The sequence below is a fragment of the Bradyrhizobium sp. JR3.5 genome (genome assembly GCF_054057015.1).
This window is the reverse complement of sequence record NZ_JBSRYV010000002.1, coordinates 799144-812952: the sequence shown is the minus strand read 5'-3', so window position 1 is coordinate 812952 and position 13809 is coordinate 799144. Positions and strand designations below refer to the sequence as shown.

The 13809-nt window shown below is 61.1% G+C and carries 15 protein-coding genes and 2 pseudogenes; 14 read left to right on the top strand and 3 right to left on the bottom strand.

Going from position 1 to position 13809, the window contains the following annotated elements; genetic code table 11:
- Nucleotides 1–170: 170 nt before the first annotated feature.
- Complete coding sequence (locus tag ACVWW1_RS20610; RefSeq protein WP_456657260.1) at nucleotides 171–1685, top strand: amidase; 1515 nt, start codon at nucleotides 171–173, stop codon at nucleotides 1683–1685.
- 140 nt (nucleotides 1686–1825) lie between these two features.
- On the opposite strand, the gene ACVWW1_RS20605 is transcribed toward ACVWW1_RS20610, so the two are convergent.
- Nucleotides 1826–2005 (bottom strand): hypothetical protein, encoded by a 180-nt coding sequence (locus ACVWW1_RS20605; protein WP_456657259.1) that lies wholly within the window; start codon nucleotides 2003–2005, stop codon nucleotides 1826–1828.
- 109 nt (nucleotides 2006–2114) lie between these two features.
- Here ACVWW1_RS20605 and ACVWW1_RS20600 point away from each other — a divergent pair, with 109 nt between their 5' ends.
- The 12 genes and pseudogenes from ACVWW1_RS20600 to ACVWW1_RS20545 form a co-directional block, all read left to right on the top strand.
- A complete protein-coding gene (locus ACVWW1_RS20600) occupies nucleotides 2115–2723 on the top strand; it encodes a cytochrome P460 family protein (protein ID WP_456657258.1) in 609 nt (202 codons plus the stop codon).
- 24 nt (nucleotides 2724–2747) lie between these two features.
- Nucleotides 2748–3329, top strand: coding sequence for a cytochrome P460 family protein (locus tag ACVWW1_RS20595; RefSeq protein WP_456657257.1), 582 nt, complete (start codon nucleotides 2748–2750; stop codon nucleotides 3327–3329).
- Nucleotides 3263–4666: a lactonase family protein gene (locus ACVWW1_RS20590; protein WP_456657256.1), complete on the top strand. Its 1404-nt coding sequence runs from the start codon at nucleotides 3263–3265 to the stop codon at nucleotides 4664–4666. Before ACVWW1_RS20595 ends, ACVWW1_RS20590 begins: the two co-directional genes overlap by 67 nt.
- Before the next feature lie 222 nt (nucleotides 4667–4888).
- Nucleotides 4889–5680, top strand: coding sequence for an urease accessory protein UreD (locus ACVWW1_RS20585; RefSeq protein WP_456657255.1), 792 nt, complete (start codon nucleotides 4889–4891; stop codon nucleotides 5678–5680).
- Between the two features lie 26 nt (nucleotides 5681–5706).
- The gene (locus ACVWW1_RS20580; protein WP_456657254.1) at nucleotides 5707–6009 is read left to right on the top strand and encodes an urease subunit gamma; all 303 of its coding nucleotides are present in this window, start codon (nucleotides 5707–5709) and stop codon (nucleotides 6007–6009) included.
- Nucleotides 6010–6018: 9 nt separating this feature from the next.
- On the top strand, nucleotides 6019–6594 hold the full coding sequence (locus ACVWW1_RS20575; RefSeq protein ID WP_456657253.1) for a HupE/UreJ family protein: 576 nt from the start codon (nucleotides 6019–6021) through the stop codon (nucleotides 6592–6594).
- Nucleotides 6591–6929 (top strand): urease subunit beta, encoded by a 339-nt coding sequence (locus ACVWW1_RS20570; RefSeq protein ID WP_456657252.1) that lies wholly within the window; start codon nucleotides 6591–6593, stop codon nucleotides 6927–6929. Before ACVWW1_RS20575 ends, ACVWW1_RS20570 begins: the two co-directional genes overlap by 4 nt.
- A gap of 12 nt (nucleotides 6930–6941) precedes the next feature.
- Complete coding sequence (gene ureC / locus ACVWW1_RS20565; RefSeq protein WP_456657251.1) at nucleotides 6942–8645, top strand: urease subunit alpha; 1704 nt, start codon at nucleotides 6942–6944, stop codon at nucleotides 8643–8645.
- Nucleotides 8646–8668: 23 nt separating this feature from the next.
- Nucleotides 8669–9367, top strand: a complete 699-nt coding sequence (locus ACVWW1_RS20560; RefSeq protein ID WP_456657250.1) for an urease accessory protein UreF — start codon at nucleotides 8669–8671, stop codon at nucleotides 9365–9367.
- A complete protein-coding gene (ureG, locus tag ACVWW1_RS20555) occupies nucleotides 9364–10053 on the top strand; it encodes an urease accessory protein UreG (RefSeq protein WP_456657249.1) in 690 nt (229 codons plus the stop codon). Before ACVWW1_RS20560 ends, ureG begins: the two co-directional genes overlap by 4 nt.
- Nucleotides 10050–10361, top strand: a complete 312-nt coding sequence (locus ACVWW1_RS20550; RefSeq protein ID WP_456657248.1) for a chorismate mutase — start codon at nucleotides 10050–10052, stop codon at nucleotides 10359–10361. Before ureG ends, ACVWW1_RS20550 begins: the two co-directional genes overlap by 4 nt.
- Before the next feature lie 17 nt (nucleotides 10362–10378).
- Nucleotides 10379–10789: pseudogene (locus ACVWW1_RS20545) on the top strand (VirK family protein); the annotation flags it as partial.
- Nucleotides 10790–10863: 74 nt separating this feature from the next.
- On the opposite strand, the pseudogene ACVWW1_RS20540 reads toward ACVWW1_RS20545, so the two are convergent.
- Nucleotides 10864–11869 (bottom strand): annotated as a pseudogene (locus ACVWW1_RS20540) (alpha/beta fold hydrolase).
- 367 nt (nucleotides 11870–12236) lie between these two features.
- Between ACVWW1_RS20540 and ACVWW1_RS20535 the strand changes: the two are divergent.
- A complete protein-coding gene (locus ACVWW1_RS20535; RefSeq protein ID WP_456657247.1) occupies nucleotides 12237–13100 on the top strand; it encodes an alpha/beta fold hydrolase in 864 nt (287 codons plus the stop codon).
- Between the two features lie 455 nt (nucleotides 13101–13555).
- On the opposite strand, the gene ACVWW1_RS20530 is transcribed toward ACVWW1_RS20535, so the two are convergent.
- The gene (locus ACVWW1_RS20530; RefSeq protein ID WP_456657246.1) at nucleotides 13556–13798 is read right to left on the bottom strand and encodes a hypothetical protein; all 243 of its coding nucleotides are present in this window, start codon (nucleotides 13796–13798) and stop codon (nucleotides 13556–13558) included.
- Nucleotides 13799–13809 lie beyond the last annotated feature (11 nt).

Genomic DNA, 13809 nt, shown 5'->3' with positions numbered 1-13809 from the left:
CACGCCGTGCAGCCCGCTCAAGCGCACATGAACCCTGATCGATGCCTTGTCGATGGCCGTCGCGGTGAATGCATCAAGATTGCGAAAGACGAAGCAATAGCGACTGCGCAGGGGCGGACAATTTCAATGTCAAATGCTGTTCGCCCCGAAGTGGTTCAAAAGGAGGAATGATGACGAGCGCGAGCCAAACTTTGCATTCCGACGAACTCGCTTACCTCACTGCGCACGAGCTGGCGGCTCGCATCAGGAGCCGTGAGCTGTCGCCGGTTGAAGTGGTCGATGCGTTTATCCGTCGTATCGAAGCGCGCAACCCGAGCCTGAATGCGCTGGTCTATCTCGATTTCGACGGCGCTCGCGCGAGAGCGAAAGAGGCCGAGCGTGCAGTGGTCGCCGGCGAATCACTCGGGCCGCTGCACGGCATTCCGTCAGCGCTCAAGGATCTGTTCGACTTCAAACCGGGCTGGCCTGCGAGTCTGGGCGGTATACGTGCGCTCAAGCACCACGTCGTGAACGGCTACTGCATGTTCTGCGAGCGGATGGAGAAGCGCGGCGGAGCGGTGTTCCTCGGCAAGACCAACAGCCCTCTGATGGGATTCCGGGGCACTTGCGATAATTACCTGTTTGGTCCCACGCGCAACCCCTTCAACCTCGCCAAGAATACCGGCGGGTCCTCCGGAGGAAGCGCCGCGGCGGTGGCCGATGGACTGCTGCCGATTGCAGAAGGTACGGATGCCGGCGGCTCGATCCGAATCCCCGCCGCCTGGTGCGGTGTCTACGGTTACAAGGCGTCATTTGGCCGAGTGCCGTTCCTTGTGCGTCCCAATGCGTTCGGCACGGCCGACTCTCCGTTCCTGTTCGAAGGGCCTATCACGCGGACGGTCGAGGATGCCGCGATCGCGCTGAACGTCCTTGCCGGCCATGATCCGCGAGATCCCTTCAGCCTGATCGAGCCATCCGTCGACTTCACCGCCGCCACCCGTCGGTCCATCCGTGGCCTCAAGATTGCCTATAGTCCAAACTTGGACGTCTTTCCGATCGACGCAAAGGTCGCGGAGACCGTCGGCCGGGCGCTACGGGCGTTCGAGGAAGCCGGCGCTCACGTGGAGGAAGTGAAGCTCGGCATCACACGCTCGCAACGGGAGCTGAGTGACGTCTGGTCGCGCCTCTACATGCTTCTGAATCTGCAGGCGATCGAGAACATGAAACGCGATGGCATCGATCTGTTCGGCGAGCATCGCGACGACTTTCCGCCCGAATACATGGATTGGGTCGAGAAGACCAATCGCATGTCGGGGCTCGACTTCTTCCGCGACCAGGCTGTCCGGTCAGAGGTATACGACGCGTTCCAGAGCGTCCTCGGCAGATTTCATCTGCTGGTAACGCCGACTGTCGCGTGTCCGCCGGTCGACAACGCCAGCGACGGCAACACGATTGGGCCGAGGTCGATCAATGGTGTCGACATCGATCCTCTCATCGGATGGGGCCTGACTTACTTCGTCAACTTCACTGGCCATCCGGCGGCTTCGATTCCGGCGGGACTATCCGACGGTCTTCCGGTGGGGATGCAAATCATAGGTCGGCGAAACGCCGATTTCGAGGTACTGGCTGCGAGCGCAGCGTTCGAAAGGCTTCGTCCCTGGCAGGACAATTACCGAATCTGCCGCGAGCGTCCTCTGCGGGCGTGACGGACCAGCTAGCTGATCGGCCGGCCGTCCCGCAGCATCAATCTTCGGCGGCTTCGCGCCTGACGAGACGTCCAACCGATCTTCAGGTCAACGGCAGGCCACTTGAGGGCGAGGCCGACCTCCTTGTGTCGCGAGCGTTCTCAGGTGATGCGAATCATCACCCGAGAAAGCCCGCTTTCAGACCAGCCGACCTTGCATCCTCCCGGTGCGAGCGCTGTCCGCGCGGCGGTGCAGCCGCAGTCGGGCCATGCCTCTTGCTTGCGAAGCACGAAGCTCGCTTCGATCGCAAGATCGCTGCGGAATACATCAAGATAGAACAAGCGAAGGCAATCTCCATCGCGCAAGGGGCTCTGCGACCGATTATGTCGTTTATCGACAAGTTAACCGTGCCGGTACCCCGCGTGTCGGCCGCAGTCGCAGGAGGAAGCAATGCGAGTGGGATTCCAGGCAGCAGCGGCGATTATCGTAAGCAGTGCAGTCGCAACGATCCTGCTCTTCGGCTCGCTCAAGGATAGCAGCGCCCAGACCAATACGCGCTATCTGCCGGAATATACCGCGGACGGGCAATTGCTCCTACCGAAGAATTTCCACGAGTGGGTCTATGTCGGCTCGCCGCTGACGCCGAATGCCCTCAACGGCGGGCAGGCGAACTTCCCGGAATTCCACAATGTTTATATCGAGCCGGGTTCGTATGCGATCTATAAGAAGACCGGCGAATTCCCCGAAGGGACGATCCTGTTCAAGGAACTGCAGCTGACGCTGCCGCAGGAGAATGCCGACGGCTCGCGAACGGAGGCGTCGGGACGCGGCTACTTCCCGGGCAAGTGGAACGGCGCGGACGTGACCGTCAAGGACTCGAAGCGCTTCGCCGAGACCAACGGCTGGGGCTACTTCAACTTCAATCACCACGAGCCGAAGGCGCCAATGGCCAAGGTGAAGTCGAAGGACGAGTGCGCCTACTGCCATATCGCGAACGCCAAGAAGGATGAGGTCTGGACCCAATTCTATCCGCTGCTCGACAACAAGGATGCGCGGTGACCGCGTAATCGGCGGAAGGTCGGCATGAAAATCCTCAAAGCAGCTTGTGCGACCCTGGTCGTGATCCTGGCGGGAGCGTTTGCGATCAGGCAGCCACAGTTATGGGCGCACGCAGCGGGTGGTGCTTCCACCGACGCGCGTGTTGCCGACCGTGACGGGCATCTGCATGTGCCTGCTGATTACCGCACGACTTATCAGCTCCTCGGAAGCTGGGCGATTGCGCTGGACGACGGACGCGGCTCGAAGGAGTTACACGTCGTGTACGCTTCGCCCGGCGCGATCGACGCCTATCGGAAGGACAAACGCTTTCCCGACGGGGCCGTCCTGATCAAGGAAGTGTTCAAGGCGGCAACTTCTGAAATGACGACCGGCACCGTCAGCCGTGCCGACGTTTTGAAGGGGTGGTTCGTCATGGTGAAGGACGCAGCGAACAGTCACCCGGAAAACGCGCTGTGGGGCGACGGCTGGGGATGGTCCTGGTTCGACGCCGGCGATCCGTCAAGAACGACGACGTCGAATTACAGGGCCGAGTGTCAGGCGTGCCATGTGCCAGCGCAGGCATCCGACTGGGTTTACGTCGATGGATACCCTCCGTTGAAGCATTAAGACCGGTGCAGTCACGGGACATCATTCGATTCAACCAAAGCCAATCATCAAAGGAGCGACAGATGGCTAAAGAGGCGACGACGAGTGAGATGGGGATGTCGAAAGGACAGGGCGGCCATCTCTACATCCAGACCAATGAAGTCGACAATGCGATCATTCACTATACGCGGCAGGCGGACGGCAAACTGGTCGAGGTCGAACGCATCAAGACGGGCGGTGCCGGTTCCGGTGAGTTCAAGCCGATCAGTGGCCAGGACAGCGCGCCCAACTCCTTTGAGGGCGCTGGGAGTGTGATCATCACATCCGATCGGCGCTTCATGTTTGCGACCAACGGCGGTGACAACTCCGTTTCGAGCTTCCGCCTGGAAAGCGATGGCCGCCTCACGCTGCTCGATGTGAAGTCGACCGGCAATCCGATCGAAGGACGGAGCGGCACGGCCAAATCGCTGGCTTTCGCCCCGTCGACGCGCACGCTCTTCGTGCTGCACTCGTTCGGGCCGGATCATCTTCGGCTGATGTCGGTCGATGCCGAGGGCATGCTCAAGGCGCGGCCCGAGCGGTACACGGTGAACACTTCCAGCAAGCGAAACCGCGTCTCCACCATGGTCGTTGTCTCGCCGAACGAGGAGCTGGTGCTCGTCGGCACCACTTTCGATGAGCCGATTGCGCTGACGGGCCTGTATCCGGACGGCTCGCCCATCCTTTGGGTCCAGCGGGCCGGCGGCGCGCTGCACTCGATCGCTTCGAACGCACCGGATCCGGACGGCCTCGCCGTGTTCGCTCTGCGAAAGGACGGCTCGCTCGGCCCGGCCAGGTTCTACGATGCGAAGGCTGGTTCGCCCTTCTATATCGCCTTCCTGCACCAGCGTCCGAATACGTTCGTCATTGGCTATGCCGTCGGCGACGGGTGCTCCATGTGTACCATCGAGAAGAACGGCTCGATCAATATTGGCCCGCTCGTCAAGATCGACACCAGCGCGGGCGTACCGACCGAGCTGTGCTGGCTCGCCGTCGCGCCCGACGACCGCACGATCTACGCGACGAATTTCGGCTACGGCAACATCAGCAGCTACCGCATCAATGGTGCCGGCCTGGAGGTTGCGTGCGATCCGGCATGTCCGAAGGTTCCCGGCGACGGCACTGCGAGGGGCTTGAACGGAACCGTGACGAGTGGCCCCAGCGATAGCTGGATTACGCCGGATGGCGCCTATCTCTATCAGATCTACGGCAACGCCTCGAAGCTGGTCAGCTACAGCACGCAACCGGACGGCTCGTTGAAGGAGATCGGCAGCGTCAAGATTCCGTACAACAGCCCGCAGGGGCTGGCAGGGTTCTGATCGCAACCCGAAGCTGGGCGTGGCCGGCCTTGCCGCTCCACGCCCAGCTTCTCGTTGATCCGCAAGCCAAACATGCAACGTCAACCCCGAGCCCCGAGACGAATGCTTAAGGTGATTCATGAGCGCTCTCGTGGCAAATCCACAGCCCGTCCCGGCCTTCCGGGAGGAGGGCAGGATGCGGCGGAAAAAGTCGTCCTGCAGCGCGCCGAAGGGGCCGCGCGCATGGTGTTCTCCGGCGCGGCAAGCGATACGGAGATCAGCGACATCTATCAGAAGTTTCCAATGGCCATTGCCTTTCCGAATGTCGATGATCATCGGTGCAAGGAGGCGGTCCTGATCAACACCTCGGGAGGTGTCGCAGGCGGCGACGAGATCAGGGTCGATGTGGTCGCTCAAGGCAATGCGTCGGTCGTGGTGACCACGCAGGCCGCGGAGAAGGTCTATCGGGCGCTGGATCGGCCTGCCCGAATCCTGACCCGGTTACGGGCCGAAGGAGCCGCTCGACTAGCGTGGCTTCCACAAGAGGCGATCGTCTTCAACCAGGCCCGCATCGCGCGGCAGACCGAGATCGATGTGAGCTCGGGCACCGAGCTGATCGCCCTCGAGTGGCTGGTTCTTGGCCGCATCGAGAGCGGCGAGGAGGTTCTCGGCGGACATCTCCTGGACAATTGGCGAATTAGGGTCGACGGCCGTCTGGTGTGGGCGGATGGCTTCCTGGCGTCTGACCAGGTATTTCCGCAGCTTCGGAAGACGGCTCTGCTTGCGACCTGGAAAGCGATCGCAACAATGATCTATTTCGGTCCACGTCCTGAGAGCCGACTCGAGCGATTGCGCGAGATCGGTGCCTCGCTCGAATGCGCGTGCGGCGTCACGATCGTGGGCGCGATCATCGTGATCCGGGTAGCCGCGATTTCCGGCGCGGATCTCAGACGAGGTCTGCGCCGCTTCCTCGATCAACTCAACCACGAACTCGGATCGGGGCCCTTCGGGGTGCCGAAGATGTGGTCCTGTTAACAGCACGGCCAAGCGGGAGAAGCACCTTGAATCTGACGCCACGGGAACGAGACAAGCTGATGATCGCCCTCGCTGCGATCGTTGCGCGTAGCCGGCTCGCGCGCGGCGTCAAGCTGAATTATCCCGAAAGCATCGCATTGATCTCGGATGCCATCACGGAAGGCGCTCGCGACGGACGGACGGTCGCGGACCTGATGTCCGAAGGCGGCCGGCTTCTGCGCCGCGACCAGGTCATGGAAGGCATCCCGGAAATGATTCGCGAGATCCAGGTGGAGGCGACATTTCCCGACGGGACCAAGCTGGTCCCGGTGCACAACCCGATCCGATAGGAGCTGATGATGCGTATCGTCCTGTTTTGCGTCGCGGTGTTGAGCATGCTTGCTTCGCCGGCTTTCGCTCATCCTGTCCTGGGCATGAGCGGCTCGTTCGACGCCGGCCTCGTCCATCCGTTCAGCGGCGCGGATCATCTGATTGCGATCACATTGGTAGGAATGTGGAGCGCGCTCACGGGCGGATCTGCGAGAGCCGTGTGGCCGCTGACCTTTCTGATCGCGATGTTGGCCGGCTTCGTCGCGGCAAGCGCGGGACTTCAGGCGAGCTTTGTGGAGGCGGCCATAAGCCTTTCGGTGGTGGCGCTGGGAGCGTTCGTTGCGTTCGAGTTCAGGATGCCCGTCATGCTGGGTGCGGCGGCGGTCGGCCTGTTCGCATTCTTCCATGGTCACGCGCACGGAACACAAGCGGCTTCGATGCTTGTTCCCTACGTCGTCGGCTTCACAATGGCGACCGCTGCTCTCCTCCTTGTCGGTATGGTAGCTGGCCATTGGGGAAGAAGCGCGGCAAGGAGAGGCCTGATTCGCGCGGCGGGTGTCTGTGCCGGCCTTGTCGGGCTGCTGCTGCTCGGAGGCGTGGCATGATTCCCGGGGAGGTCATTTCGAATGACGGCGACATCGTCCTGAACGGGGACAGGACGGGTCTATCGATCACCGTCTCCAACACCGGCGACCGGCCCATCCAGGTAGGCAGCCACTATCACTTCGCCGAAGTGAACGCTGCTCTCACGTTCGATAGGTCCGTCGCTCGCGGATGCCGCCTCGATATTCCGGCCGGAACGGCCGTGCGGTTTGAGCCAGGTCAATCGCGCGAGGTTTCATTGATTCCGTTTGTCGGAGCGCGGCGCGTCTACGGATTCAGCGGCAGCGTGATGGGACCTCTGGGGTCAGGAACCGATGCGTCCGGCTCCAACGAATAGGGCGAGGAAGACATGTCCCATACGATGAGCCGCAGAGCCTATGCGCAGATGTTCGGCCCCACGGTCGGCGATAGGGTGCGTCTGGCAGACACCGATCTGTTCATCGAGCCCGAGAAGGACCTAACGATCTACGGCGAAGAGGTGAAGTTCGGCGGCGGCAAGGTCATTCGCGACGGCATGGGACAATCGCAGCTCACGCGCGCGCAAGGTGCGGTCGATACGGTCATTACCAACACGCTGATCCTCGATCATTGGGGAATCGTCAAGGCCGACATTGCTATCAAGGACGGGCTCATTGCCGCCATCGGTAAGGCGGGCAACCCCGACATTCAGCCGGGTGTCTCCATCATCATTGGACCAGGCACCGAAATCATTGCCGGCGAGGGCAAGATCCTCACCGCCGGCGGGATGGATACGCACATTCATTTCATCTGCCCTCAGCAGATCGACGAAGCGCTCTTCTCAGGCGTGACAACCATGATGGGTGGCGGCACCGGACCTGCCGCCGGAACGACGGCGACGACCTGCACGCCCGGGCCATGGCACATCCATCGGATGCTCGAGGCGCTGGATTCGTTCCCGATGAACTTCGGCATTTTCGGCAAGGGCAATACGAGCGTACCCGCCGGCCTGGTCGAGCAGATCGAGGCCGGAGCATGCGGTTTGAAGCTTCACGAAGACTGGGGTGCAACGCCCGCGGCGATCGACTGCTGCCTCTCTGTCGCCGACGACATGGATGTGCAGGTCATGATCCACACCGATTCCCTGAACGAAGGCGGGTTCGTCGAGAGCACGATCGCGGCATTCAAGGGCAGGACGATCCACGCGGCCCATACGGAAGGGGCCGGCGGCGGCCATGCGCCGGACATCATCAAGATCTGCGGAGAGAGGAACGTCATCCCAGCGTCGACAAATCCCACGCGGCCTTACACCGCGAATACGCTCGACGAAGCTCTCGACATGCTGATGGTGACCCATCACCTGGATCGCCGTATCCCGGAAGATGTCGCTTTCGCGGAGAGCCGCATCCGGAAGGAGACGATCGCCGCAGAGGATATCCTGCACGATCTCGGCGCGTTCTCGATCGTGTCGTCGGATAGCCAGGCGATGGGGCGCGTCGGCGAGGTGATTACGCGGACCTGGCAGACGGCCGACAAGATGAAGAAGCAGTTCGGGCGGTTATCCGAGGAGAGCGGGCATAACGACAATTTCAGGGCGCGGCGCTACGTCGCGAAATACACCATCAATCCGGCCATCGTGCAGGGAATGTCGCGTTATGTCGGTTCGATCGAAGTAGGCAAGCTCGCGGACATCGTCATCTGGGATCCGGTGTTCTTCGGGATCAAGCCCGACATGGTATTGAAATCCGGCATGATCGTTGCCGCGATCATGGGCGATCCCAATGCATCGATACCGACGCCTCAGCCGGAATACTACCGGCCCATGTTTGGCGCCTTTGGCCGTTCTCCCGGCAGAAATTCCGTGACCTTCGTCAGTCAAGCCTCGCTCGAAACGACGAGACAGCTGGGCCTGGCAAAGCAGCTCCTGCCGGTTTTGAATACGCGATCGATCGGCAAGCATTCCATGATCCTCAACGACGCGCTGCCCCACATGGAGGTCGATTCCGAAACCTACGAGGTGCGGGCGGACGGACGCCTCCTAACTTGTCCGCCGGTGAATACGGTTCCGATGGCGCAACGCTATTTCATGTATTGACGCGTTGCCGGCATGGTGTTGCGATGACAGATGAAAGCCGTGGATGTACGGCGCTTGCGCTCCTGAGGCTGCAGAGCTGGCTCTCGCCGTCGTTCCCGAACGGGGCCTATAGCTACTCGCACGGGCTGGAATGGGCCGTGGAGGCCGGCTATGTCTCCGATCGACGCAGCCTGATCGATTGGCTCGAGGCCGACCTTTGCTACGGCTCCGGCCGGAACGAAGCGATCTTCTTCAGCGAAGCCTATCGATGCGTCGCCGAGGGCGCCGAAGATGAACTTCCGGATCTGGCCGAACTTGCGGCCGCTTCCCGTGGCACGTCGGAATTCGTGCTCGAATCCGCGCAGCAATCGTCCGCGTGCCTTGCGACCCTTCGCAGTGTCTGGCCGGATCGAATTCTGGATATTTTCTCCGACCCGAGGTGTCCGCCCGTGCTGGCCGTCCTGCTCGGTGTGCGAGCGGCGCGTGAACGGATAGCGCTCGACATCGCACTGCCGGCATTCCTGCACAGCTACGTCGCCAATCTGGCGAGCGCAGGCGTCCGATTGGTGCCTCTCGGTCAGACCGATGGGCAGCTCACTATCGCGGCGCTCGAACAGGCGATCCTATCGCGCAGTGAAATCGCAAGCCTTGAGACCGTCGACGATCTCGGTTCGGCGGCCGTGATGGTCGAGCTCGCCTCCATCGCGCACGAACTCCAGTACACAAGGTTGTTTCGGTCATGACCACGATTGAACGCGAGAGCAGGTCTCTGCGCGCATCCGGCATTTCGGCAACCAACGGGCCGCTGCGCGTCGGAATCGGCGGTCCGGTCGGCTCCGGAAAGACGGCGCTGGTCGAGGCGCTGTGCAAACATTTGCGCGATTTCTATGAGATATACGTGATCACCAACGACATCTACACCAAGGAGGATCAGCTCATTCTGACCCGCGCGCAAGCATTGGCGGCAGAGCGCATTATGGGAGTGGAAACGGGTGGTTGTCCGCATACGGCGATACGGGAGGACGCGTCGATGAACCTGGCCGCGATCCATGACATGAACCTGAAGTTTCCGGACGCGGAGCTCTGCTTCGTCGAGTCGGGCGGTGATAATCTCGCCGCCACCTTCAGCCCGGAGCTTGCGGATTTGACCGTCTACGTGATCGACGTTGCGGCCGGAGAGAAGATCCCGCGGAAAGGGGGGCCGGGGATCATGCGATCCGACCTGCTGGTGATCAACAAGATCGACCTCGCCCCCCTGGTGGGTGCGAATCTGGGGATCATGGAAGCGGACGCACGACGGATGCGTGGCGCGCGGCCGTTCGTCTTCTCCAATCTGAAGAATGGCCAAGGTGTCGATGAGATCGCCGGCTTCATTCTGCAGAAGGGCGGGTTGTCCGCCGCGTCGCTCTCTGGAGGTGCCCATCGATGACGGATGATCACCAGGAGTTTGCCGGCGATCTGGCCGAACTGCGCCGCAGCATCGACAATCTGGATGCGGCGGTGGTGCATCTGCTTGCGGAACGCTTTCGCTGTACTCACGCGATCGGCGAACTCAAGGCTAGGCATGGACTGGTCTCCCGAGATCCCAAACGTGAAGCTGCGCAATTGAAGCGGCTTCGCACCCTCGCAATACAGAGCGGGCTCGGTCCGGATTTTATCCAGAAGCTGCATGCTCTGGTCGTTCGGGAAGTCATCGCCAATCATGAGGCGGTGAAGCTCCAATCGGGGGGCGGCTAGGCGGCGAATATCGCCGCATGCCTGCTCTGGCGAAAGGAAGTCCTGCCGAGAGCCTCCATCCGTGGATCCACATGACGAATGACCTGCGCAACTGCGCCGCCATTGCCCTGACGATCGTCGCGAGCTTCTGGCCGCGCCACACGATCGAGGGCGAAGCGAGAAATGCCGACTGTGAGGCGCTGAACAAGGCGATCGTCGATGGAAAGGAGCTCCGTATGCTCGTCGACTTTTCAGCCTGCCAAGTTCATGGTGCGAGCCAGGCGGGACCTCCGATCAAGGCGAGCATGCGGTTTGACGCATACATGATCCAGCCCGACGGAACCATCGCTTTCGCCACGACCCATTTCACGGTTGGACCGGACGAGGCGGTGAAGGAATTTCTGTCGTTCAGGGGGCATGCAAGCGGCAAGGTTGAAGCACGCACGATGATGCTTGAGGCCGTCAACGACGCCGTTCTCAAGGATACGGCATTCGATTGCGGGATTGGAGCCGCTGTCGAGTATCAGGCCGATAGAAACCTTGTCAGCATCTCCGTCGTCTCCGCGGGATTCTCCTCGGGAAAGAAGTGGCCGCCTTTAACGGCCTGCCCTTGGATGTTGTCCGCCCATTTCCGCCAGATTCCCAATGCGCCACCATCCTTTTCGTAAAAGGTGTCCAGTGGTCCGCCGGCAGCCCACAGATGCAGCATCGGGCACGCGATGCGCCGAGATGCCTTCCGGTCCGCCTCGTCATGCTCGATGTCCAGTGTTGCAGCCGCGCGGTATTCCTCGCAGATTGCATGCACACGAGCTGGATCGCGATAGGTTTCCGTGTATTCCGCTCTTATTTCGTGGCCGAACGAGCCTTCACCAAATGGGTTGTCGAAGACAGCACCAGGTGCACTCGAAAGGTATTGTTCCGGAAGCGGTGATTTCTGCGAGAGGAGGCTCCATGGCCAGTAAGTCATGGCGAATTTGGCGTCGGCATGACCCCACGCTTCTGATATCGGCAGGACATCAAACACCGCGAGACGTTGCACCTTCTCCGGGTGATCGAGCGCGAGGCGGTAGGAAACGCGGCCGCCCCGGTCGTGTCCGACCAAATCGAACTTGGTGAACCCAAGTTTGTCCATCACGGCGACAAGCTCCTTCGCCATCGCTCGCTCGCTTTGTATAGGGGTAATGATCTTCGGTGGAGGCCGGCACGCCGCTGCGGCCATAGCCGCGAAGATCGACGCAAATCACGGTGTGGTTGCTAGCCAGATGCGGCGCCACATGCCGCCACATCAAGCTGGTCCGAGGAAACCCGTGAACCATGAGTAGCGGGGATCCGTTCCCGTAGCGCCTGAAGAAAATTTTGTTGCCCTCGGCTTCGACTTCCGCCGTTTCAAAATGATCCGCCGAGCTCACGTTATCAAGGGATTGAGCCATGGAGCGCTGCGGCAGAATCGCCAACGACAGCGCGGCGCTCGACGCCGCAGTAATCGCCTGGACGAATGCGCGACGTTCGATGCTGGTGTTGTCCGCCATCTGCGATTTCCTTCGATTGGTGCGCCGCTCTCTTTGCGGCCGCCCCTCGATGGAGGTTACCGGGCGTCACGGAAACACGCTTTCGCAGGATTGGCGTGTTTAAACCGTTCCTGCTGAATGATGGCGGCCGGGGACCGACGCCGATCGGCCCAATCTTCGCAGCTCGAATGACTCTTGCTGTTACCCGCGATGGAGCAGACCTTTCGAGCAAGAGATTCGATCACGGCCACCTGCCAGCGAACCCAGGGAGCCGATCGCAAGAATAATCTTCCAGCTGTAACCAATCCGGCCGCCATTCCGAATGGTGGAAGGTGCAGTGGCGTAAGCGTGGCTGCGCCAACCGTCCCGAAGAAGAGGGTAGTCAGTCATGTCTGAGAAAATCAACCGCGGCCGCCGGCAGTTTTTTGGCGTCGCCGCAACGACGGTTGCCGCCGCGCAGGTCGGCATGACGGCGCTGGCGGATGCTGGCACGACCAGGAAGGTGGCCCGACATGTAGCTGGCGAATCGGAGGCTGCGAGAACGCACGCCACCGTCGTTCTCGTCCACGGCGCATGGGCTGACGGTTCCAGCTGGGCGCGCGTCATTCGGCCATTGCAATCCAAGGGGCTGTCGACGATCGCCGCTCCGATTCCGCTGACATCGTTATCAGATGACGTTGCGGCGCTTGAGCGCGCATTGGAGCGGACCGATGGGCCGGTCGTCCTCGTTGCGCATGCGTATGCCGGCGCCGTGATCGGCGCGTGCACGAGCGAAAGAGTGCGGTCGCTGGTCTTCATCTCCGCTCTCTGTCCGGACGAAGGTGAAACGGTCGCTGAAGTATTCTATCGCGATAAGCCGTCGGCGCAGGCTCCGAAGCTGGCGCCTGATAGTCATGGCTTGCTTTGGATGCCTGCGGATAGATTTGGCGCTGCCTGGTGTCAGAACGCGCGGCCTGAAGAGGCTGCGGTTCTCGGAGCGACGCAGCGACCCATAGCCGTCGCAGCCATCCAGGAAAAAGCTGCGAAGCCGGCCTGGAAGTCGAGGCCCTCATGGTACCTCATCGCTGAAGAGGATCGGATGATCAACCCGGCGACGCAGCGATTTCTGGCGCACCGAATGGGCGCGCAGGTTCGCTCGGAAAAGGTCGATCATGCGTCGCTGATCACCGCGCCGGAACTCGTCGTCGGAACGGTACTCGAGGCTGTAAACAGTCTAACCGCGCATCGGAGCAGCACGCAGCAACATGGCTGAATTGATCTTCAAGTGAAGCCCTTGTGCCGGCTTTCGCCGTCCTAAGGACCTTCCACGGTCGAGTTGTCGAGATGCGATAGCTACGAACCGGTCGCGACTATCAATGTTGGGTCAATTGTCTAGCGCGGTTGGTCCGGATTTTCTTGCCACGTCGTCGAGTGCTCAGAAATCCACTTGGTCGCGTCGTGCTCCGTAACAAAGCCCTTGATAACTTCCGTTTCGCCATCGGGCCATAGAATATCGATCCTCCAGCCAGTGCCGGGATTTTTGCAAGCCATGAAAGCTGGTAGCTGCTCGGTCATCAAGGGACTATGCGCCGACGGTGGCCAGCTACAAGCCGGGGATCCTGCCACACTCCGCTTTTTGGCCCCGGTCCGCAAACCGACACCGCCGCGAATATTCGGCGCGGTGGTCTCGCGGTTTGCGAGCACCGATGTGATGGTCGATTACCGCTTTCACGGCCGAGGCTTGCCCGTAGACGTCGGTGGCTGAGAGACCGAACGCGCTCCCGCCTGCATAATGAGGGAATTCGTGAGCGCCTGCTTGATGTGTTCGGCCTGTTCCATCGTCAGTTTCTCGGCGAAACGGCCACCTTTTTCCAACTGCGCCGGTCCCTTGAGTTCTCGATCGTAAACCATCCAGTCGGTGCTTCCTCTTCGAACAATGAATCTGGCGTCTAGAGGTGGGGTGTTGTTCAATGATGCCTCCC

Bases quoted from the DNA above. Each gene is read 5' to 3' on its own strand.
- ACVWW1_RS20610 (WP_456657260.1), top strand. From the start codon at position 171: ATGACGAGCGCGAGCCAAACTTTGCATTCCGACGAACTCGCTTACCTC.
- ACVWW1_RS20600 (WP_456657258.1), top strand. From the start codon at position 2,115: ATGCGAGTGGGATTCCAGGCAGCAGCGGCGATTATCGTAAGCAGTGCA.
- ACVWW1_RS20595 (WP_456657257.1), top strand. From the start codon at position 2,748: ATGAAAATCCTCAAAGCAGCTTGTGCGACCCTGGTCGTGATCCTGGCG.
- ACVWW1_RS20585 (WP_456657255.1), top strand. From the start codon at position 4,889: ATGGTGTTCTCCGGCGCGGCAAGCGATACGGAGATCAGCGACATCTAT.
- ACVWW1_RS20575 (WP_456657253.1), top strand. From the start codon at position 6,019: ATGCGTATCGTCCTGTTTTGCGTCGCGGTGTTGAGCATGCTTGCTTCG.
- ACVWW1_RS20570 (WP_456657252.1), top strand. From the start codon at position 6,591: ATGATTCCCGGGGAGGTCATTTCGAATGACGGCGACATCGTCCTGAAC.
- ureC (WP_456657251.1), top strand. From the start codon at position 6,942: ATGTCCCATACGATGAGCCGCAGAGCCTATGCGCAGATGTTCGGCCCC.
- ACVWW1_RS20560 (WP_456657250.1), top strand. From the start codon at position 8,669: ATGACAGATGAAAGCCGTGGATGTACGGCGCTTGCGCTCCTGAGGCTG.
- ureG (WP_456657249.1), top strand. From the start codon at position 9,364: ATGACCACGATTGAACGCGAGAGCAGGTCTCTGCGCGCATCCGGCATT.
- ACVWW1_RS20550 (WP_456657248.1), top strand. From the start codon at position 10,050: ATGACGGATGATCACCAGGAGTTTGCCGGCGATCTGGCCGAACTGCGC.
- ACVWW1_RS20535 (WP_456657247.1), top strand. From the start codon at position 12,237: ATGTCTGAGAAAATCAACCGCGGCCGCCGGCAGTTTTTTGGCGTCGCC.